The organism is Paenibacillus sp. FSL R5-0473 (genome assembly GCF_038004565.1).
Lineage (GTDB): Bacteria > Bacillota > Bacilli > Paenibacillales > Paenibacillaceae > Paenibacillus > Paenibacillus amylolyticus.
The window spans coordinates 3,093,297-3,111,240 of the sequence record NZ_JBBORL010000001.1; the positions used below are offsets into that span (position 1 = coordinate 3,093,297).

The following is a 17,944-nucleotide window of genomic DNA, read 5'->3' on the forward strand; positions in this document are numbered from 1 at the left end:
TATATCATTCTAAAAGGGAGTTCAACAATGGAATTTCAATTTTTTTGTCATTTGTACCAACTCTATTGGTGAAAATTGAACCTAAAACCGAAAAAAGACGAATACCGCGTCAGTTATCTTGACGTGATATTCGTCTTTTTCCATAAATCCATTTATTATTGAACAGCGGTTAAATGTGCATCACAGGGTAATCGATTCTCCCGGGGCTAGCACACGTCCTTCCAACCCTTTTGCAGCAAGTTGCTGCACGAAGTGTTCCGCATCCTGACGAATTACCGGGAACGTATCATAATGAACCGGAATCGTCAGTTTGGCATTAAACCATTCGGCCGCTTGCAGCGCATCCTCAGGTCCCATGGTGAAATGTCCACCAATCGGCAAGAAAGCTACATCAATATCATGACGATCACCGATCATTTTCATATCCCAGAAGAGACTTGTGTCTCCGGCATGCAAAATCGTTTTACCACCAATATTAATGATATATCCAGCAGGCAACCCTGCATACATGATCCGTTGTTCTTCTTCGAGCACAATCCCGGAAGTATGGAACGCCTGAATCATTTTAGCTTGAGCAAATTCAAGATCTACCGTTCCGCCCATGTTCATGCCGAGTGTATCCAGACCCTTCCAAGACATATATGTAGCCAATTCAACAATAGCCACAACTTTGGCGTTATTTGCTTTGGCAATAGGTTCAGCATCGAGGATGTGATCCATATGTGCATGTGTCAGCAACACAACATCTGTCTTAATATCTTCAGGCTTCGTGACGGCAAGCTCGTTGCCACGCAGGAAGGGATCAATGATCAGAGACTTTTCTTCTGTGCCCAGCTGTACACTGGAGTGACCGTGGAACGTAATATTCAACAATTTGGATTCCTCCCGACATATGTTTTATTATTTTGAAAACCACTATATATTATAAATCATACCTCTTCACCAACGCAAAATCACGCTAGCCTCCGTGTCACCGCTGCTTACGATATACTCTTGCTTCATACGGCTGAAGCTGAATCGCACCTTCATCGGTAGAATAACGTCTGCTCACATTGCTGATGATCAGCTTGGCATGCTCGGAAGTCCAACCTTCCGGCCAGTGCATCTCAGGTTCATGCCCACGGAAATTCAGAATGACCAGCATCTGCTCATCTTCCAGCGTTCGGGTATAGGCATAGATATCCGGATCATCCGGTAGCAGCAGTTCATACGCACCATAGATAAGTACTTTATGTTGTTTGCGAAGGGCAATTAACTTACGGTAATAATGCAAAATGGATTGCGGATCACTTTCGGCATCAGCCACATTAATCTCAGGATAATTATCATTCACCTGAATCCACGGCTGACCCTGGGTAAACCCTGCATGTTCCGTCTCATCCCATTGCATCGGCGTGCGGGCATTATCGCGACTCTTCAGCCAGATCGCCTGCATAACTTCATGCTTTGATTTACCTTGACCAATGTAATGATTGAAATAATTTTTGGTCTCGATGTCCCGGTATTGTTCGATATTCGGGAAAGCGACATTGGTCATGCCGATCTCTTCTCCTTGATAGATGTAGGGGGTCCCTTCGAGTGTAAGCATCCATGTCGCCAGCATCTGAGCAGAACGCACCCGATATTTACCATCATCACCAAAACGGGAAACCGGACGTGGCTGGTCATGGTTGCCCATATAATTGGCGTTCCAGCCTCTACCATGCAAAACCGTTTGCCACCGGCTCATGATTTCTTTGAGATCGGTCAATTTCCATTCCTTATAGTTCCACTTACCAATTCCGGAGGATTTAGCATCAATGAACATATGCTCAAACTGGAATACCATATTAAGCTCGTCACGATCCGTGCCCACATAAGCCAAGGCCTGCTCAGGTCCAAGTCCTGAAGTCTCGCCAACTGTCATGGGTCCGTAGGGTTTCAGGATCATGTTATTCAGTTTCTTCAAGATCGAGTGTACCTGTTCCAAGTTGGAAAAGAGCTGATACGCTGGAACCACCGGCAGATTATCCGGATTGTGGGCACTTGGCAGCCCCTCTGCCTTGGCGATATGCGCCACTGCATCGAAACGGAATCCGTCGACCCCTTTTTCCAGCCACCAATGCACCATCTCATACATCTCTTCTGCCATCTGTGCATTGTTCCAGTTGAGATCCGGTTGCTGTTCGGAATACAGATGCAGATAATATTCATTTGTCTCGGGATCATGCTTCCACACTGAACCCCCAAAATAGGACTCCCAATTATTCGGCACCTGTCCATTTTTGCCTGAACGCCAAATATAATAGTCCCGCTTTGGATTCATCTTTGATGAACGTGATTCGGCAAACCACGCATGTTCATCTGACGTATGATTCAGCACCAGGTCCATCATGATCTTGAGACCACGCTTGTGGGCCTCTGCCAATAATCGATCAAAATCCTCCATCGTGCCATACTTGCGTAAAATGCCGTAATAATCCCGGATATCATATCCGTTATCATGTCCTGGTGAATCGTAAATGGGACAGAGCCAGATCACATCTACGCCCAAATTCTCCAAATAATCGAGTTTCTCATAGATCCCCTGCAAGTCGCCATATCCATCTCCGTCCGAATCCTTAAAGCTGCTCGGGTAAATCTGGTATACCACACTCTCTTTCCACCAAACGATATCGCCCACCTCGCTCTCATCATTGTTCAATATATAAATTGAACTAAAGAATATTTACACTGGACACTCCGATGACAGAACAACCTTCCGATCGCTGTTATCCCCAGATTTTATGAATTCCCCTTATAAGGGGAAAATCCGGTGATAAAGGCGAACGCTTTCGCTTCTTCAGGTTATTTCTGTCCTCTCCGTTTCGTGTAAATGTTTAGTTAAATTTATATATAAACTCTGCTCACGATATAAATAAGCCGTTAATATGTTTTATCCGAAATGATTCCCTTGTAAACATTTGAAAGGTATCTTATGCAAGAAGACCCGGTCATGGACCGCGATCTGCGGTTCAATTCCGAGTCTTTTTTTGTGAATATAAGACTAACTTAAATCCAGTGTAACCTATCCAGGCACCGATCGTGTTCAGAATAATGTCATCCACATCAAACGAACCTACACGTGTAATCAATTGTGTGACCTCAACACCCAGCAGAAGCAAAACAACTGTAGATGTAAAGGTCAGGAACGTACGGCACCTTCGAAACAACCATGGGATCCAGATGCCCAGTGGAATGAACAATACGATATTGCCAAACAGGTTTTTGACCCAGGTATCTGTATTGTACCTCTCCCTCTCCATAAGAAGTGGACGAATCGTCTCGAAGGGTACGAGATTATATTGATAATACATGCTAGGTGTTCGTCCACTGACAAACAGTAAAATGCCCATAATCAGTAGGTAAAGCACTGCCATGCAAGCAACAATGGTCAGTATCCACTTGGAGTGGAGCCACGACTTTTCGCTCATCCATCTGTCCTCCGACCTTGAATTCCGCGAAGCGGTAAGGTCTATTTTAACGGGATATATATCTTCATGTCCAGTTGTTCAGGGGTCGATTTCCAGACATCCGTCACTTCAAAGTCTGGTCCTTCCCTCCGTTCATAGTTAGACTGCGGCAACCAGCTGCCATAGATCATTTTCCGAATATCCTGCCCGGAGCCTTCCACGGTGAACTCTGCATACAAGCCGCCCGGAATTTCAATCGAAGTAAAACCGGGTTCAAGTACCTGCGATGCTCCACTGCTTTCTTCACCCACAATAAAAGAAAATGCTCCATCCTCTTCAAAATGACAGGCCACACCATAAGCCATATCAGGTCGTGTCCTCTCCGGGATCGCCATGAATTTCTGTTCCATGCCAAAATCGTGATAAAATCCGGGTATTTCAGCATAATGCTGATTGTCATTCAGGTTGGTCTTATATTCATAGCCGACAATCCAGTTCGGTTCCCGTGTGACCAGACGGGGTGTGTTCATGTGGAAAGTTCCATCAAGCCGAGTTCGATAATCGTTAAAATCAATGCTCTGTTGCATCTTCAGAAGAGACAACTGATCCACTTCCAGCTTACGTAGCTTCGCCGGTGTCATTCCAAAGTAGGCTGAAAATGCACGGGTAAATGCCTCTTGAGATTGATAGCCAAAGCTCATCGCAATGTCCAGTATGCCTTCCGATGTGCCCCGCAGCATCCCTACAGCTTCCGTTAATCTGCGTCTGCGCACGTACTCCAGTACCGTGAATCCCGTGATCGCCTGAAATAAACGCTGAAAATGAAACGCCGAAAAGCTCGCAGCAGCGGACGTCTCTCTGATATTAAAATCATCTTGCAAATGCTGCTCCAAATACTCAATAGCAAGCTGAATTCGTGTGTAATGATCCATAGTGACGGCTCCCCTATCTAATTCAAAATATCAAACGATTTCTTATGTAGTATGACTGAGATCCAGATCTTTTTTTTGATTTTGTGTGCGAACTTGTATGACGAAAGATACGCGAGTTCCGATTCTCTTCAAGTTGAATGACACTATGATACACTGTATGCCAAAAACCCCTTGTTCTACAAGGAGATGCTCTCTACGCTGGTTGATTTACCAACAGAGATAGCTCTTGTGAACAAGGGGACTTGTTTGTTTAACAATCTATGCTTAACCTTTCCAGTTCCCGGACACGGGATGAATACCCCAGATATCTGTCGCATACTCACTAATGGTACGATCACTGGAGAATATGCCGGAATGTGCCGTGTTTAATATCGCTTTCCGAGTCCAGCCCGGAATATCCCGATACGCCTGGTCAATCGCAGCATGCGCGTCGGCATAAGCAGCAAAATCACGCAATACAAAGTATTCGTCACCATGGGCCAGTAAGGAGTCATAAATATCCCAGAACTCCCCGTCACGATAACAGAATGCACCTGGATGCACCAGTTGCTCCACGACCTCGCGAATGCGTTCATCGTGCTGCACGATCTCATTCGGACGATAGCTGCCAGAACGATAATACTCAAGTACTTCGTCTGCACGCAGACCATAGATGAACATATTTTCTTCCCCAACCTGCTCCGCCATCTCCACGTTGGCTCCATCCATCGTGCCAATCGTTAAAGCCCCGTTCATCATAAATTTCATGTTGCCCGTACCGGAAGCTTCCTTACCTGCGGTTGAGATCTGTTCACTAACATCCGCAGCGGGGATGATCTTCTCTGCAAGAGAGACGGAATAATTTTCGAGGAAAAATACCTTCAAGCGGTCATTCACGGCCGCATCCCGATTCACCGTGTCAGCCACGTTGTTGATCAGCTTGATAATTTTCTTGGCAAAATAATAACTCGGCGCTGCCTTGGCACCAAAGATGAACGTACGTGGTACCATATCAAACGAAGCATCATTCTTAAGCCGGTTATACAGATGCATAACATGCAGAATGTTCAACAGTTGACGTTTGTACCCGTGTAGTCTCTTCACCTGTACATCAAAGATGGAATCCGGATTCACTGCTGTCCCGGTATGATCCAGAATATACGCAGCAAGCCGCTCTTTGTTATCCCGCTTAATTGAACGGAACTGCTCCTGGAATGATGTATTATCCGCAAAACCAGCCAACTGGTCCAGCTTGCCCGGCTCTGTTATCCATTCGTTACCGATTGTATCCGTGATGAGATCCGACAGTTTCGGATTGGCATGCATCAACCAGCGGCGATGGGTGATACCATTCGTTTTGTTATTGAAACGCTCTGGATACAGTTCATAGAACGGAGCCATCTCGCGCTCTTTCAAAATCTCGGTGTGCAGAGCAGCAACACCATTCACGCTATGACTGCCTACAATCGCCAGATGTGCCATCCGTACCTGATCGTTTGCAACAATCGCCAGATGCCCTATGCGATCCTGATCTCCCGGATACCGGTCCAGCAGCATGCCACAGAAACGTTTGTTGATCTCTTCAATGATCATGTAGATTCGTGGCAGCAGCCTGCTGATCATGGATACAGGCCATTTCTCAAGAGCCTCACTAAGCGTTGTATGATTGGTATACGATACAGTACGGGTTGTGATATCCCATGCTTCATCCCAGCCGTAACCCTTCACATCAATCAGGATGCGCATCAGTTCTGGAATAACCAAGGTTGGATGCGTGTCATTAATGTGGAAGGCCACTTTATCAGGCAAACGATCATACGGTAACTCCAGCTTGTTGAACGTACGCAAGGCGCTCTGTACACCTGCTGAGCACATGAAGTATTGCTGCTTCAATCGCAGCAACTTTCCTTCATACTGAGAGTCATCCGGATACAGGAATTCCGAGATTGATTCAACCGATCGGCTATAATCCAGATAACCGTAGTAGTTCGAAGGGGTGTCGAGTGAAGTTTCGCGCTTTGGCTCGGCACTCCATAGACGCAATGTATTCACATGGGTTTGACCATAACCGATGACAGGCACGTCATAGGGTATGGCGACAACCGATTCGGCATCTTTTGTAACAAACTGATATTCTCCATCCTGCTCATGAGCTTCTACTCGGCCCCAGAACTGTACTTCCACCTTTTTGTCTGGACGGCGGACTTCCCATTCATTGCCCTTATCCAGCCAATTGTCGGGTAACTCTACCTGATTACCATTGATGATTTTTTGCTCAAACAACCCGTATTTATATCGAATCCCGCAACCATGTCCTGCATATCGTAGTGATGCGAGTGAATCCAGGAAACAGGCAGCGAGTCGTCCCAGACCTCCATTACCGAGTCCTGCATCCGCCTCCTGTTCTTCTATCTCCTCCAAGGAGAAGCCCAGCTCAGCTAAACTGTCACGCACCAATTCCAATTCATTCACATTCAACAGATTGTTGCCGAGCAGACGTCCAATCAGGAATTCCAGCGAGAAGTAATAGACCTGTTTATCCTGGCGCTGCTTGAACCCCTGATTCGACGCTGCCCAATCCTGGCCTGCATATTCACGAATCATGCTTCCCAGTACATGGTACACGTCTTCCTGTGTTGCTTCTTCAATCGGTTTGCCCAATTTGCTGACCAGATTCCGTGTAAATATACTCTTGAACGTTTCCTTGTTGTCAAACAAAAGTAGGTTCCTCCCGGGGAAATCCTGCAGGATGGTGGCGGTTCATACACTCTGTTGCTCAACATTGTGCAAAGTGGCCGTTCCGGTTACGAATCGTTCTTTTGATCGCTGTTGTCTCCAAATTTTCTTGATTAATCTATATAAATTGAACTAGAGAATATTTACACTGGACACTTCGATGACAGAATAACCTTCCGATCGCTGTTATCCCCAGATTTTTTTGATTCCTTTTAAAATGGGAAAATCCGGGGATAAAGGCGAGCGCTGCGCTTCTTCAGGTTATTTCTGTCCTCTCCGTTTTGTGTAAATGTTTAAGTTGAATTTATATAATCAAGGGTAAAATTTGAAGCCAAAGGCGAACGCTACGCTTCAGAATCGATTTCGTCCCCTCCACTACGTTTGCATGCTGGTGAGAACTTTCGAAGATGCAATTCATGCGTCGAAAGTGTATGAACCTTAAATCCATCCTGCAGGATTTTTATTTTATATATATTTATAGAAGATATCGGTTACGTGGGGGCATTAGATAATAGTACTTTTCGCTAAGATGTATGGATTTGACGGGTCACCGATCAGCGTCTGTCCTCCGGTCAGCTTCACGTCTTTATCGAGAATGACGTTCTCAAGTACCGTCCCCTCACCAATGTAACATTTCTGCATGATGATGGAACCTTTTATTTTGGCACCCTTGGCCACCTGTACACCACGGAACAGAATGCTGTCCTCCACCTCTCCACCAACAATGCAGCCATTCGCGAGAAGTGAATGTTTAACATCGGCGGTATCCAGGTATTTGGCAGGCGCTTCGTATTTAATTTTGGTCTGGATCGGATCTTCCTTGAAAAGTTGTTCATATTGCCCTGTGTTCAGCAGATCCATACTATTGCGATAATAACTGTCAATGGAATTGATGACTGCGTGATAGCCATCATATGCATACGCAGCGATATTCAATCCATCCGGATTTTTTTGAATCACATCCCGGAAGAAATGGCTCTCGCCATGATCGATGCAGCGTTGCACCTGGCGCAAGAACAATTCTTTTTCCATGATGAAAATTTCTGTATATATATTCGGGTGATTAGCGCTTTGGTGAATGTCCACCACGTTACCGTCCCCGTCATGTTCAACTTTGACACAGGCGTCATGTTCAGGCAGCAGCTGATCTACTTTTTTGCAGACCAGTGTAACGTCCGCTCCTTTACTGATGTGATACCTGTAGACATCCTGGAGGTCTGCTTTGGTCACATGGCGACTGCCCGCATGCACAACATATTGTCCTGCCCCTCTGTGGAAAAAGTCCAAATTGTTATGGAAATGCTGCAAATCCCCTTGTGATGTATCTGTTGGATCGTTCCAGTCTGGTGGCAAAATAAACATGCCCCCATGCTTGCGATCCAAATCCCAAGGTTTACCGTCACCAAGATGGTCCATCAACGAGCGATATTTTCGCCGTACAAATACACCAATACTCTCAATGCCTGCATTCATCATATTGGATAGAACAAAATCGATCAGACGGTAACGTCCGGCATAAGGCACCGCGGCTCCGCAGCGAAAATACGTCAATTCCTTCAATTCTTCAAGTTCATGGTCAAGGTTAATAACTCCGATCAATTGTTTCATCGCATGCACCGTCCTTTTGACTTCAATTAGGCCTTGCTGGTTATTCCTTGGCGAAGCTGACGTTCCAGTTCTTCCTGATCCACGAGCAATATATCACTCTCATCTTCCGGTGCAGGCGAAATCTGTGTTCCATCCGGAATAACCAATCCTTCTGCGATAATAGCTCGGTAAATGCGCACATTTTGCCCGATTTTCACTCTTGGCATGATCACCGAATCGATGACCGCACTGTTCTCACCAACTTCAATTCCATAGAACAGAACAGAATGATTGACCTCACCATGCACTACAGTACCTTCACTAATAATACAATTCCGCACCTTTCCCGAAGGTGAGATATATTGTGCAGGTTGGTTTGGATTACGTGTGAAAATACGCCAGTCCGGATCATTCAGATTAAACGGTGTGTCTTCGTCCAAAAGGTCCATATTGGATTCCCACAGACTGCGAATGGTACCAACGTCTTTCCAATAACCTTCAAATGGATACGCATATAAGGATTTTTCATTTTGAAGCAATAAAGGAATAATATCTTTACCAAAATCATAGGAGGTGGATGCCTGTTGTTCATCTTGGATCAGGAAACGTTTCAGTACATCCCACTTGAAGAGATAGATACCCATGGAAGCCAGTGTGCTCTTGGGCTCAGGAGGTTTTTCTTCAAATTCATAGATGCTATAGTCATCATTGGTGTTCAACACCCCGAATCGGCTGGCTTCTTCCAATGAAACATCAATGACCGATATGGTGCAATCCGCATCTTTATCTTTGTGATACTGGAGCATTTTTTCGTAGTCCATCTTATAGATATGATCCCCTGACAGAATGAGCACATGCTCAGGATCGAATTGTTCAATAAAGTTCAGGTTGCGGAAGATCGCATCCGCTGTACCCCGGTACCAGTTGCTACCGTCTTCACGTTCATGTGGAGGAAGTACATATACCCCGCCGTTTTTCCGATCCAGATCCCAGTCACTGCCAATGCCAATATAGGAATGTAAGACAAGTGGTTCATATTGGGTCAATACACCCACTGTATCAATACCAGAATTAGAGCAGTTACTCAGCGGGAAATCAATGATTCGGTACGTGCCGCCAAAATATACAGCCGGCTTAGCCAGTGATTTGGTCAATCCTTTTAACCTCTTACCTTGCCCTCCGGCAAGTAGCATCGCTACAACTTCTTTTTTCGCCATCATTACAGCCTCCTCCACATGCATTCGTTCTGATTCATTTCAGAGCCCATAATCGATATTCTGTTGTGTGGACACTGTTGTCTTGATTAGGAGCTTGCTGTACAGATGTGTAACCGGTGAATCTTTGTTTCAGTTGAACTTCTTGGATTGTAAAGCCTGAAATAGAGATGATGCTGGTGTAGAATTGCTTAACTGTCTTACAGAGGTGAATGTTAGATGCAGAACTTCAGGTGTAGCTCGTGAAAATGAAATAGACTACTCCTATTTAACATTAAACACGAAACGGACTGGGGAATCTTACTGGAAAACATAGACATCAAGTTGCGGGTAAGATTACCCTTTCTCGTGCCGCTGTTATTCATATTGTATTCGATATAAGAGAAGTAAACTCCTTTTGGAAAATTCATGGTAAAAGTGTGACACTACTAGACCCATAAACCTATAAAATCAAAAATACAGGTCTTACGAATCAGAAAATGGCAATAAATTTGTAAATTTTTAGAGGAATATATAGAAATGTGTCGAATAGATAGATGTAGTATAGAAGTTATGATCAGAATTGCCAAAGCAATCTATCAGAAAATTACATACTAATAACTATAAATTATTTGGAGGTCTATATGGGGAATATTATCAAGTTCAACAGATTTACTGATAACGGAAGTTTATCACGTGAAAAGGAAAATTTATCATATACTTTATTTGAGAAGTTAGATTTTATTAATGTTCTTCCTAAAATTTCATTTTTCAGAAGTGATTTTAGAGGATCAAGATTCATAAATGTAACTTTTCATAAAAATAATTTCGATCGTGCTGATTTCATTTCAGCAATATTTGAGAATTGTTCATTTAATGAGGTTGATATTGCTGCCTGTGAAATAAAAAACTGTTACTTTAATAATTGCAATTTTACTCTGAATAATTATGCAAACACGTCGATACAAGAATGTACATTTGAAAATTGCACTTTTGAAAATGAACAGTTTTTAGTACACATGAAAAATTGTGTGTTTATAAATTGTACTATGAAGAATTGTAATTTTGATCGTTCTAGTACTGAAAAAATGGAGTTCACAGAATGTGAAATCTTTAATACTAATTTAGCCACTATGCATGCTGAAAATCATCGTTTTAAATCGTGTGTATTAGAAGACGTGAGTCTAGGAAAAAACTTTATTTTCGGTTATTTATTTTATAAAACTGATACATCAAGGCTCGATGTGCTATATAGAGGAAACACCGTAAAAATGAATGTTGATAACTTCTCAGAATATATCATTGAATTATTACCGCAACAAAGATTCTTTGAATTTATAAATGCAAATATCTTGTTCAGAAATTTCAAAGAAGTTCCTGATCAAATAAGTAATGCATTAAATGAATTATCAAAAATAAATAATACAACTCGGAAATTAGAAATCACAAATTTATTAGACATGTTTTCATTCTATGTCTTCAATAATCAATTACCGTATAAGCTTGTTTCCAATGTGTTGAATGTTTTAGACGATTTTAACTGGGCGGTATTCCCATTTGAAGAACAACTTGTTTATATGTCAATGCATAAAAAAATTGAAATGATCATGAATAATTTTCATTATGATAACAGTTTTATTGAAAGTGCAGCAGGTGAAACACTTTTTGTAACTTTCAGATGTAAAACAGATGACTATCAAGAAGCTCTAAAAATAACCAGTGACCTATTGGACGAACTGCATATAAAACTGGGATTAGAAAAAAATTATAAATTAATACAGAGTGAAAAAGGCTCCTGGATTTTAACTTTTGCAGTTGTTGGTACAGTAGCGTTAATGATGCCAAAAATGTTAAATGACTACTCCAAAACTTTCTTTGATTTTTCCTTAAAACGAAAAAAATTAAAAATTTTAGGAGTGTTGCTTGACAATATTCGTATAGACCCTGAAAACATACCCAAATCTTTAGAGCAATTCAACTTAATTTTAGACACCTCTGAAAAATCAGGTCTGACAAATCCAACATTTGATAATATTATTGTGACTGAAGCTTTCAAAGAAATAGTTAATCAAATAGATATTGGTGCATAAGGAGTTTTAGATCTACTATAGAACTCTACAATTTTTCTTAAAGCAGGTATTAGTATAGACTGTTCAATCGAAAGATTGACTCTGAAATAATAATGGGTTTGACTTTCAAAGAGATATCTATCATGGGGTATTGTTAGTATGTTAATATTCTCTATTAACTTGCTAGCAATATCCATGTTGTTTTTATTACCTATTTCGCTATAAGGTACCCCTATTAAACAGAAGTATCCACTTTCACAAGCACTAATAACATATTCCGTGTCCATTAATAATGTTTTAATCAACTCAAAATTATTCATTGCAAATAAAATATTACTTTTAATTGTATTTAATACTGTGGATCTATTGTTGCTATCATAAAGTTGTTTAAATAGCGTGACCTGTGAGTAGACTAAAGAACCAAGGGAATGAACGGAAACTCTTTCAAATAGGCTTATATTTTCTTTACTACCATAAACTAAACAATTCTTGATTCCATTTAAGAACAGTCTCTTAGATATGGATTCAATGATAATAATTTCTGGATATATATCGAATAAACTAAGTAAAAATTCATCTATAACATTTAAATTTCTCAAATTCCACTCCATACCGCCATACATAAAATCAATGAACAATGTAACATCATGCTTTTTGCAAATGTTAACAATATCAATATACATTTCTTTTGTAATTTTAATACCGCTTCCCAATAAAGGATCATTCATTATTAGTAAATTAATTCCATATTCAATAATGATGTCTTCTAATTTATGCAAATTTATGGTTACTTTTCCTTCCTCCAAAACCTCAATATAATATGTATCAACTTTTAAATCTTGCAAAACTTTTATATAAGTAAAATAAATTGGTGTAATTAACAATGCCTTCAGTTTCTTTTTCATATGAAATAGATTAATTAATAAATATGCACTCGAAGTTCCATTTGAAGATATTGAGAAGTCGAAATTATTTGAATTAACATTGGTATTGTCTAAAGCCTCGTGGATAAACCATTTCTTTGCTTCCTGTAACTCATCTAAAAAAAAGTAATTATTTTGACTTTGATCAAGACTGCTGTTCACAGCATTTTTAATAATTTCAGGGGGAAAGTTTAGATTATTGTTTTCTTTATTCCAATTGGATAAGAAACATGTTTCACTATTAATTTTATGTAAAAGTGGTTCTATATTTGTATCATGATATAACGGCAATTTCATTACAAGACCTCCAAATAATTTATAGTTATTTGGAGGTTTTTCTCTACACTTTTAGATTATTTCTCGGATTAAATCTCGACAGCACATCTTTCTTCCGTTCAACAGACACTTCTGTGTATATTTGGGTCGTGCTGACATTGGTATGTCCGAGAATTTCTTGGACTGATCGTAAATCTGCACCATTATTCAGCAGATGTGTAGCAAAGCTGTGCCTGAGATAGTGCGGTGTTGATTTTTTGCTAACCTTAGACAAGTCCCTGTATTTAGAGTAAATATCCTCAATGGAGTAAATGGAGAGTCGATCACCGTATTTGTTAAGGAACAGAGCATCAGATTGGGGGTCGAAATGTTCGCGGGCATGCAACCATGTTTTAATTTTATGGATGACTTCGCTGCTTGAAATGTAGAGCAATCGCTCCTTACGACCTTTTCCAAAAATCAACACGGTTTTCTCTTCGAGATCGATGTGCTCCATATCAATATTCACTAGTTCTCCAATACGAATTCCAATAACATAGAGCAGTTCAATGATTGCATCGTTGCGAAGGTTGATTCTTCTTCTAAAACTCGTGTGTAATTGTTTCATGTGCTCTTGTGGTGCATTTAATAACTTTTCAACCTCATTGACAGAAAGTGTCTTTGGAATACGTCTTGCCGTTTTGAATTTTTTTCCGAAACCAATAATTGGGGACTCGATTATATCTCCGCTTTGAACCAAATAATTAAAAAATGCTTTGAAGCATATGTACTTTCTTTTAATGGTCGAGTCTTTAAGCGTGTGTTCACTGTTTAATTGTTCCAGATACATTCGTAAATTTTCTCTAGTTACATCATGAATATGTTTAGTATCAAGCCATTCTACAAGTCTGTTGAGATCAGACAGATAGGCTTTAATGGATTTAAGAGATAGATTACGCTCCACGCTTAAATAAGTCTCATATTGCTTAATATAGGTGTTTAGGTTACTTGTACTAAGTCTCATGATGCCTCCTGATGTCGATGTCATATGTTGCCAATGGCCCGACCTACATTATTACGCATTGAACTCCATTTGTGAAGATGCCCAAAGGCATAGATACAATATCCGAGATTTGAAAAACAAAAAAGAGCCGGATCCCCTCCGACTCGATACGTTCTCACTTATATAATTTTGCGGAACAGCTCCATCACTTCATCCTTGGACGGTTGATAGGGATTGCCTGGTGCACAGGCATCTTTCATCGCGTTATCGGCAAGCAGTTCCACATCGGGATCTTTTACACCCAGTTCAGACAGTTTCTCAGGAATGCCTACTTCCTTCGATAGCTGACGTATGGCCTCAATGACGTAATCGGAACACTCCTCATCACTTCTACCCTTCACATCCATACCAATTGCCTTAGCAATATGACGGAATTTGCCGGGTACATGCTTGGCGTTCAACTCTTCCACATAGGGGAGTAACATTGCGTTACAGACACCATGCGGCAGATCATATACGCCACCCAGTTGATGCGCCATCGCATGGACATAACCCAGGCCCGCATTATTAAAAGCAATCCCGCCAAGGAAACAGGCATACGTCATATGTTCCCGCGCTTCCAGGTCACTGCCGTCTCTCACAGCTCTTGGCAAATATTCAAAGATCAGTTCAACAGCTGCAGCAGCTGTCGCACTTGTCACTGTAAATCCACCCGGTGTAACCATGGCTTCTACGGCATGTGTCAACGCATCCATTCCTGTGGCCGCTGTGAGACTTGCAGGTTTACTGAGCATCAGCTCAGGATCATTAACCGACAGGGAGACCAGACTGTTGCGGTCCACCATCACCATCTTTACTTTACGTTCCTCATCTGTAATCACGTAGTTAATTGTCACCTCGCTCGATGTGCCAGCCGTTGTGTTAACAGCCACAAGTGGCACAGACTTATGTTTTGATTGATGAAATCCTTCATATTCACGGATATGCCCACCGTTCGTAGCTACAATGCCAATGCCTTTGGCAGCATCCTGCGGTGAACCTCCGCCTATCGATATAATGGCGTCACAGCCATGATCCTGGAATACTTGTAGTCCATCATGTACATTCTGACATGTTGGATTAGGCTGAACCTCATCATATACTACATAGTCTAACCCTGATTTTCTTAGTATAGACAGTACCTGTTCAGCAACGCCTGAAGTAATCAATTGACGATCACTTACAACCAGCGCCTTGCGGATACCCATCTGTTCAATCATCTGACCTGCTTCTTGTAAACAACCTCTACCCATCAAGTTCACGGGCGGAACATAATATGCATGTGTTGCCATTTGAACCAGCCTCCTGTAACCCCTGATTTACTATCTTCATTGTAACTGAATCCGTTTTCAGATATAGTGAAATAAATCACAATGAAACCGATAAATGTTACACTTGCGGTTGATTTTTCCCCGTAATGAAAAAGACGACCCAGACACCCGAAGGTCTCCAAGCCGTCTTACTTATCTATCTTAAAGCTTTATCCACTACTTATACCTTACCGAAGGTACTTACACTAAAAGCATCCTTACGAAGGCTTACAGCGCCTTATCGTTCACGCCGTCAAGCCATGCCTCAATCTCCCCAATTACGGAGGATACACAGCCATCCTCGAATGGTGAGTTCAATCCAGCCAGTTCAACCAATCCAGTGAAGGACAGGCTTCCTCCCGCTTTGCACAATGTCAGATAGTCGGCCCATGCGGACTTAATGTCCTCATTGCTGCGTTTCCAGAACTGGAATGCACAGATTTGTGCCAACGTGTAGTCAATGTAATAGAACGGCGATGAGAAAATGTGACCCTGTTTATGCCAGAAACCACCTTGCTCCAAATACGCATTATCTTTGTAATTGATGTGTGGCAGATAGGTCTTCTCAATGTTGCGCCATGCCTGCTTACGCTCAGTTGGAGTTGCATCCGGGTTCGCATACACAAAATGCTGGAATTCATCCACAGCTACACCATACGGAATGAACAACAGACCGGAAGACAGGTGATCAAACTTGTACTTGTCCGTATCTTCCTTGAAGAACAACTGCATCCACGGCCATGTGAAAAACTCCATACTCATGGAATGAATCTCAGCCGATTCATATGTCGGCCAGTTGTATTCAGGCACTGCAAAATCACGGCTCTCATACACCTGGAAAGCATGACCTGCTTCATGTGTCAATACATCAATATCACCGGAGGTACCGTTGAAGTTGGAGAAGATAAACGGCACTTTGTAATCGTTCAGGAACGTACAATATCCGCCGCCCTGTTTACCTTTTTTACTTACCAGATCCATAAGCTCGTTTTCGGTCATCATCTGGAAAAATGCATCCGTCTCTGGTGATAATTCAGCGTACATTTTTTTACCATTATCAATAATCCAGTCCGCGTCACCTTTAGGTGTCGGGTTACCCGTCTTGAAGCTGAAACCCTGATCGTAATAATACAGCGTATCCACATCAATCCGATTACGCTGACGCTCTCTGAGTTTGGTCGCCACAGGCACGATATAATCACGGACTTGTGCACGGAAGTTGGCAACCATCTCGGCGTTGTAATCCGTACGGTTCATACGATCATAGCCAAGTTCCACATAGCTTGGATATCCCAGTTTCTTCGCGATCTGTGTACGTACTTTAACCAGTTCGTCGTAAATGCGATCGAATTCAGCTTCATGTTCAGCCATGAACGTGTATCTGGCTTCCGAAGCACGCTCCCGCATGGAGCGATCCGTGGACAGTTCAAATGGATGAAGCTGTGGCAACGTGCGCTCTTCACCTTCGAACGGAATTTTGGCCGATGCGATCAACTGATTGTATTCTGTGGAAAGTTTGTTCTCCTTCTGGAGCTCTTCAATAATTTCCGGGCTGAATGTTTTCAGTGAAAGATCCGCCAGTTGGAACAGCTGTGAACCCCATTTTTGTTCCAACTCGTTGCGGAATTTGGAGTTAACCAATGCACGGTAAAAATCCGTGATATATTCCTGTACAATCGGTGCATTCTCATCCAGAAATTCGTTCTCAGCCTTATAAAACTCATCATTGGTATCAATGGAATGACGGATGTAGACCAATTGGGCTTGTGTCTCAAAATCACTGCGCAGCGCGTTAATCTGATCCATGAACCCACTCTGTTCTTCAACCGTTGCCGCAGCTTCAAAACCGCTCAACAGCTCACGGAAAGATGTCTTGATGTGTTCCAGATTCGGACGTGTATACGTATACTCACTAAATTTCATTTATGTACACCCTTTCCTGTTTGGCAGAATTTCGGGAGTATCCCGAGTTAAACTACCCCCTATTATACAAAAGAGCAGCTAAAAAATCCCATAATTACGAAAAATATTTGTCCATCGGTCAAATTGTGCAACATGAATGGTTACAAATATTACTTACTTATGTAAGGTCAGTGCCTCAAAATTTTTCCCCACACAAATAAGCCCGCCTCGCGTTAGCGAAGCCAGCTTATAGGTTGTCTCTCTTCTTTTCACATTTAAACAATACTAGCTTTGGTCTTTATCCATAATCTGATAGAACCAGCCCATTCCGACCATGCCCACGACCATAATAACGGCCATAATAATGATATATGTCATGAATGTAACCTCCCTGCTTCCGTATATTCATCACACTACTACTAGTGTACACGGTGAAGCGCCGTTTGAATTGACCGAACATTGACAAAAATACGAAATCTTTAATTTTAATAAATGGATTATTTCCCCGATCACACTAAATCATACGTACCTCGCTGCACGGTGCAAAGTTTCATCCGCCATGCTTACGGTGTATACTATACTTCT

The 17,944-nt window shown here is 42.0% G+C and carries 12 protein-coding genes; 1 reads left to right on the forward strand and 11 read right to left on the reverse strand.

Annotated elements, in window-relative coordinates:
* Window positions 1-180: 180 nt before the first annotated feature.
* From MKY28_RS13255 to MKY28_RS13285, 7 genes are all read right to left on the reverse strand, one after another.
* Entirely contained in the window at window positions 181-873 is a 693-nt protein-coding gene (locus tag MKY28_RS13255) for a metal-dependent hydrolase (RefSeq protein WP_036670618.1), read from the reverse strand.
* 97 nt (window positions 874-970) lie between these two features.
* Entirely contained in the window at window positions 971-2,662 is a 1,692-nt protein-coding gene (locus MKY28_RS13260) for a glycoside hydrolase family 13 protein (RefSeq protein ID WP_143781014.1), read from the reverse strand.
* Window positions 2,663-2,993: 331 nt separating this feature from the next.
* Window positions 2,994-3,452 (reverse strand): VanZ family protein, encoded by a 459-nt coding sequence (locus MKY28_RS13265; RefSeq protein WP_051449712.1) that lies wholly within the window; start codon window positions 3,450-3,452, stop codon window positions 2,994-2,996.
* Between the two features lie 41 nt (window positions 3,453-3,493).
* On the reverse strand, window positions 3,494-4,363 hold the full coding sequence (locus tag MKY28_RS13270; protein ID WP_036670617.1) for an effector binding domain-containing protein: 870 nt from the start codon (window positions 4,361-4,363) through the stop codon (window positions 3,494-3,496).
* A gap of 264 nt (window positions 4,364-4,627) precedes the next feature.
* Window positions 4,628-7,060 carry a glycogen/starch/alpha-glucan phosphorylase gene (locus MKY28_RS13275; protein WP_036608763.1) on the reverse strand — a complete coding sequence of 811 codons (2,433 nt, stop codon included), beginning with the start codon at window positions 7,058-7,060 and terminating at the stop codon, window positions 4,628-4,630.
* A 522-nt stretch (window positions 7,061-7,582) separates the two neighbouring features.
* Window positions 7,583-8,686 (reverse strand): glucose-1-phosphate adenylyltransferase subunit GlgD, encoded by a 1,104-nt coding sequence (gene glgD, locus MKY28_RS13280; protein ID WP_036608765.1) that lies wholly within the window; start codon window positions 8,684-8,686, stop codon window positions 7,583-7,585.
* 26 nt (window positions 8,687-8,712) lie between these two features.
* Window positions 8,713-9,882, reverse strand: coding sequence for a glucose-1-phosphate adenylyltransferase (locus MKY28_RS13285; RefSeq protein WP_076318116.1), 1,170 nt, complete (start codon window positions 9,880-9,882; stop codon window positions 8,713-8,715).
* A gap of 620 nt (window positions 9,883-10,502) precedes the next feature.
* Between MKY28_RS13285 and MKY28_RS13290 the strand changes: the two genes are divergently transcribed.
* On the forward strand, window positions 10,503-11,948 hold the full coding sequence (locus tag MKY28_RS13290) for a pentapeptide repeat-containing protein (RefSeq protein ID WP_340936156.1): 1,446 nt from the start codon (window positions 10,503-10,505) through the stop codon (window positions 11,946-11,948).
* On the opposite strand, the gene MKY28_RS13295 is transcribed toward MKY28_RS13290, so the two are convergent.
* The 4 genes from MKY28_RS13295 to MKY28_RS13310 form a co-directional block, all read right to left on the reverse strand.
* Complete coding sequence (locus MKY28_RS13295; RefSeq protein WP_340936157.1) at window positions 11,927-13,147, reverse strand: aminotransferase class I/II-fold pyridoxal phosphate-dependent enzyme; 1,221 nt, start codon at window positions 13,145-13,147, stop codon at window positions 11,927-11,929. The two genes, MKY28_RS13290 and MKY28_RS13295, sit on opposite strands and share 22 nt — an antisense overlap.
* Window positions 13,148-13,190: 43 nt before the next feature.
* The gene (locus tag MKY28_RS13300; protein WP_101313923.1) at window positions 13,191-14,129 is read right to left on the reverse strand and encodes a tyrosine-type recombinase/integrase; all 939 of its coding nucleotides are present in this window, start codon (window positions 14,127-14,129) and stop codon (window positions 13,191-13,193) included.
* 158 nt (window positions 14,130-14,287) lie between these two features.
* Window positions 14,288-15,439 (reverse strand): iron-containing alcohol dehydrogenase, encoded by a 1,152-nt coding sequence (locus tag MKY28_RS13305; protein ID WP_036608771.1) that lies wholly within the window; start codon window positions 15,437-15,439, stop codon window positions 14,288-14,290.
* Window positions 15,440-15,685: 246 nt separating this feature from the next.
* On the reverse strand, window positions 15,686-17,380 hold the full coding sequence (locus MKY28_RS13310) for a M3 family oligoendopeptidase (RefSeq protein ID WP_100528828.1): 1,695 nt from the start codon (window positions 17,378-17,380) through the stop codon (window positions 15,686-15,688).
* Between the last annotated feature and the right edge of the window lie 564 nt (window positions 17,381-17,944).

Excerpts from the sequence above, each read along its gene's own strand:
- MKY28_RS13285 (WP_076318116.1), bottom strand. The coding sequence starts at position 9,882 with ATGGCGAAAAAAGAAGTTGTAGCGATGCTACTTGCCGGAGGGCAAGGT.
- glgD (WP_036608765.1), bottom strand. The coding sequence starts at position 8,686 with ATGAAACAATTGATCGGAGTTATTAACCTTGACCATGAACTTGAAGAA.
- MKY28_RS13290 (WP_340936156.1), top strand. The coding sequence starts at position 10,503 with ATGGGGAATATTATCAAGTTCAACAGATTTACTGATAACGGAAGTTTA.
- MKY28_RS13300 (WP_101313923.1), bottom strand. The coding sequence starts at position 14,129 with ATGAGACTTAGTACAAGTAACCTAAACACCTATATTAAGCAATATGAG.
- MKY28_RS13295 (WP_340936157.1), bottom strand. The coding sequence starts at position 13,147 with ATGAAATTGCCGTTATATCATGATACAAATATAGAACCACTTTTACAT.
- MKY28_RS13305 (WP_036608771.1), bottom strand. The coding sequence starts at position 15,439 with ATGGCAACACATGCATATTATGTTCCGCCCGTGAACTTGATGGGTAGA.
- MKY28_RS13270 (WP_036670617.1), bottom strand. The coding sequence starts at position 4,363 with ATGGATCATTACACACGAATTCAGCTTGCTATTGAGTATTTGGAGCAG.
- MKY28_RS13265 (WP_051449712.1), bottom strand. The coding sequence starts at position 3,452 with ATGAGCGAAAAGTCGTGGCTCCACTCCAAGTGGATACTGACCATTGTT.
- MKY28_RS13310 (WP_100528828.1), bottom strand. The coding sequence starts at position 17,380 with ATGAAATTTAGTGAGTATACGTATACACGTCCGAATCTGGAACACATC.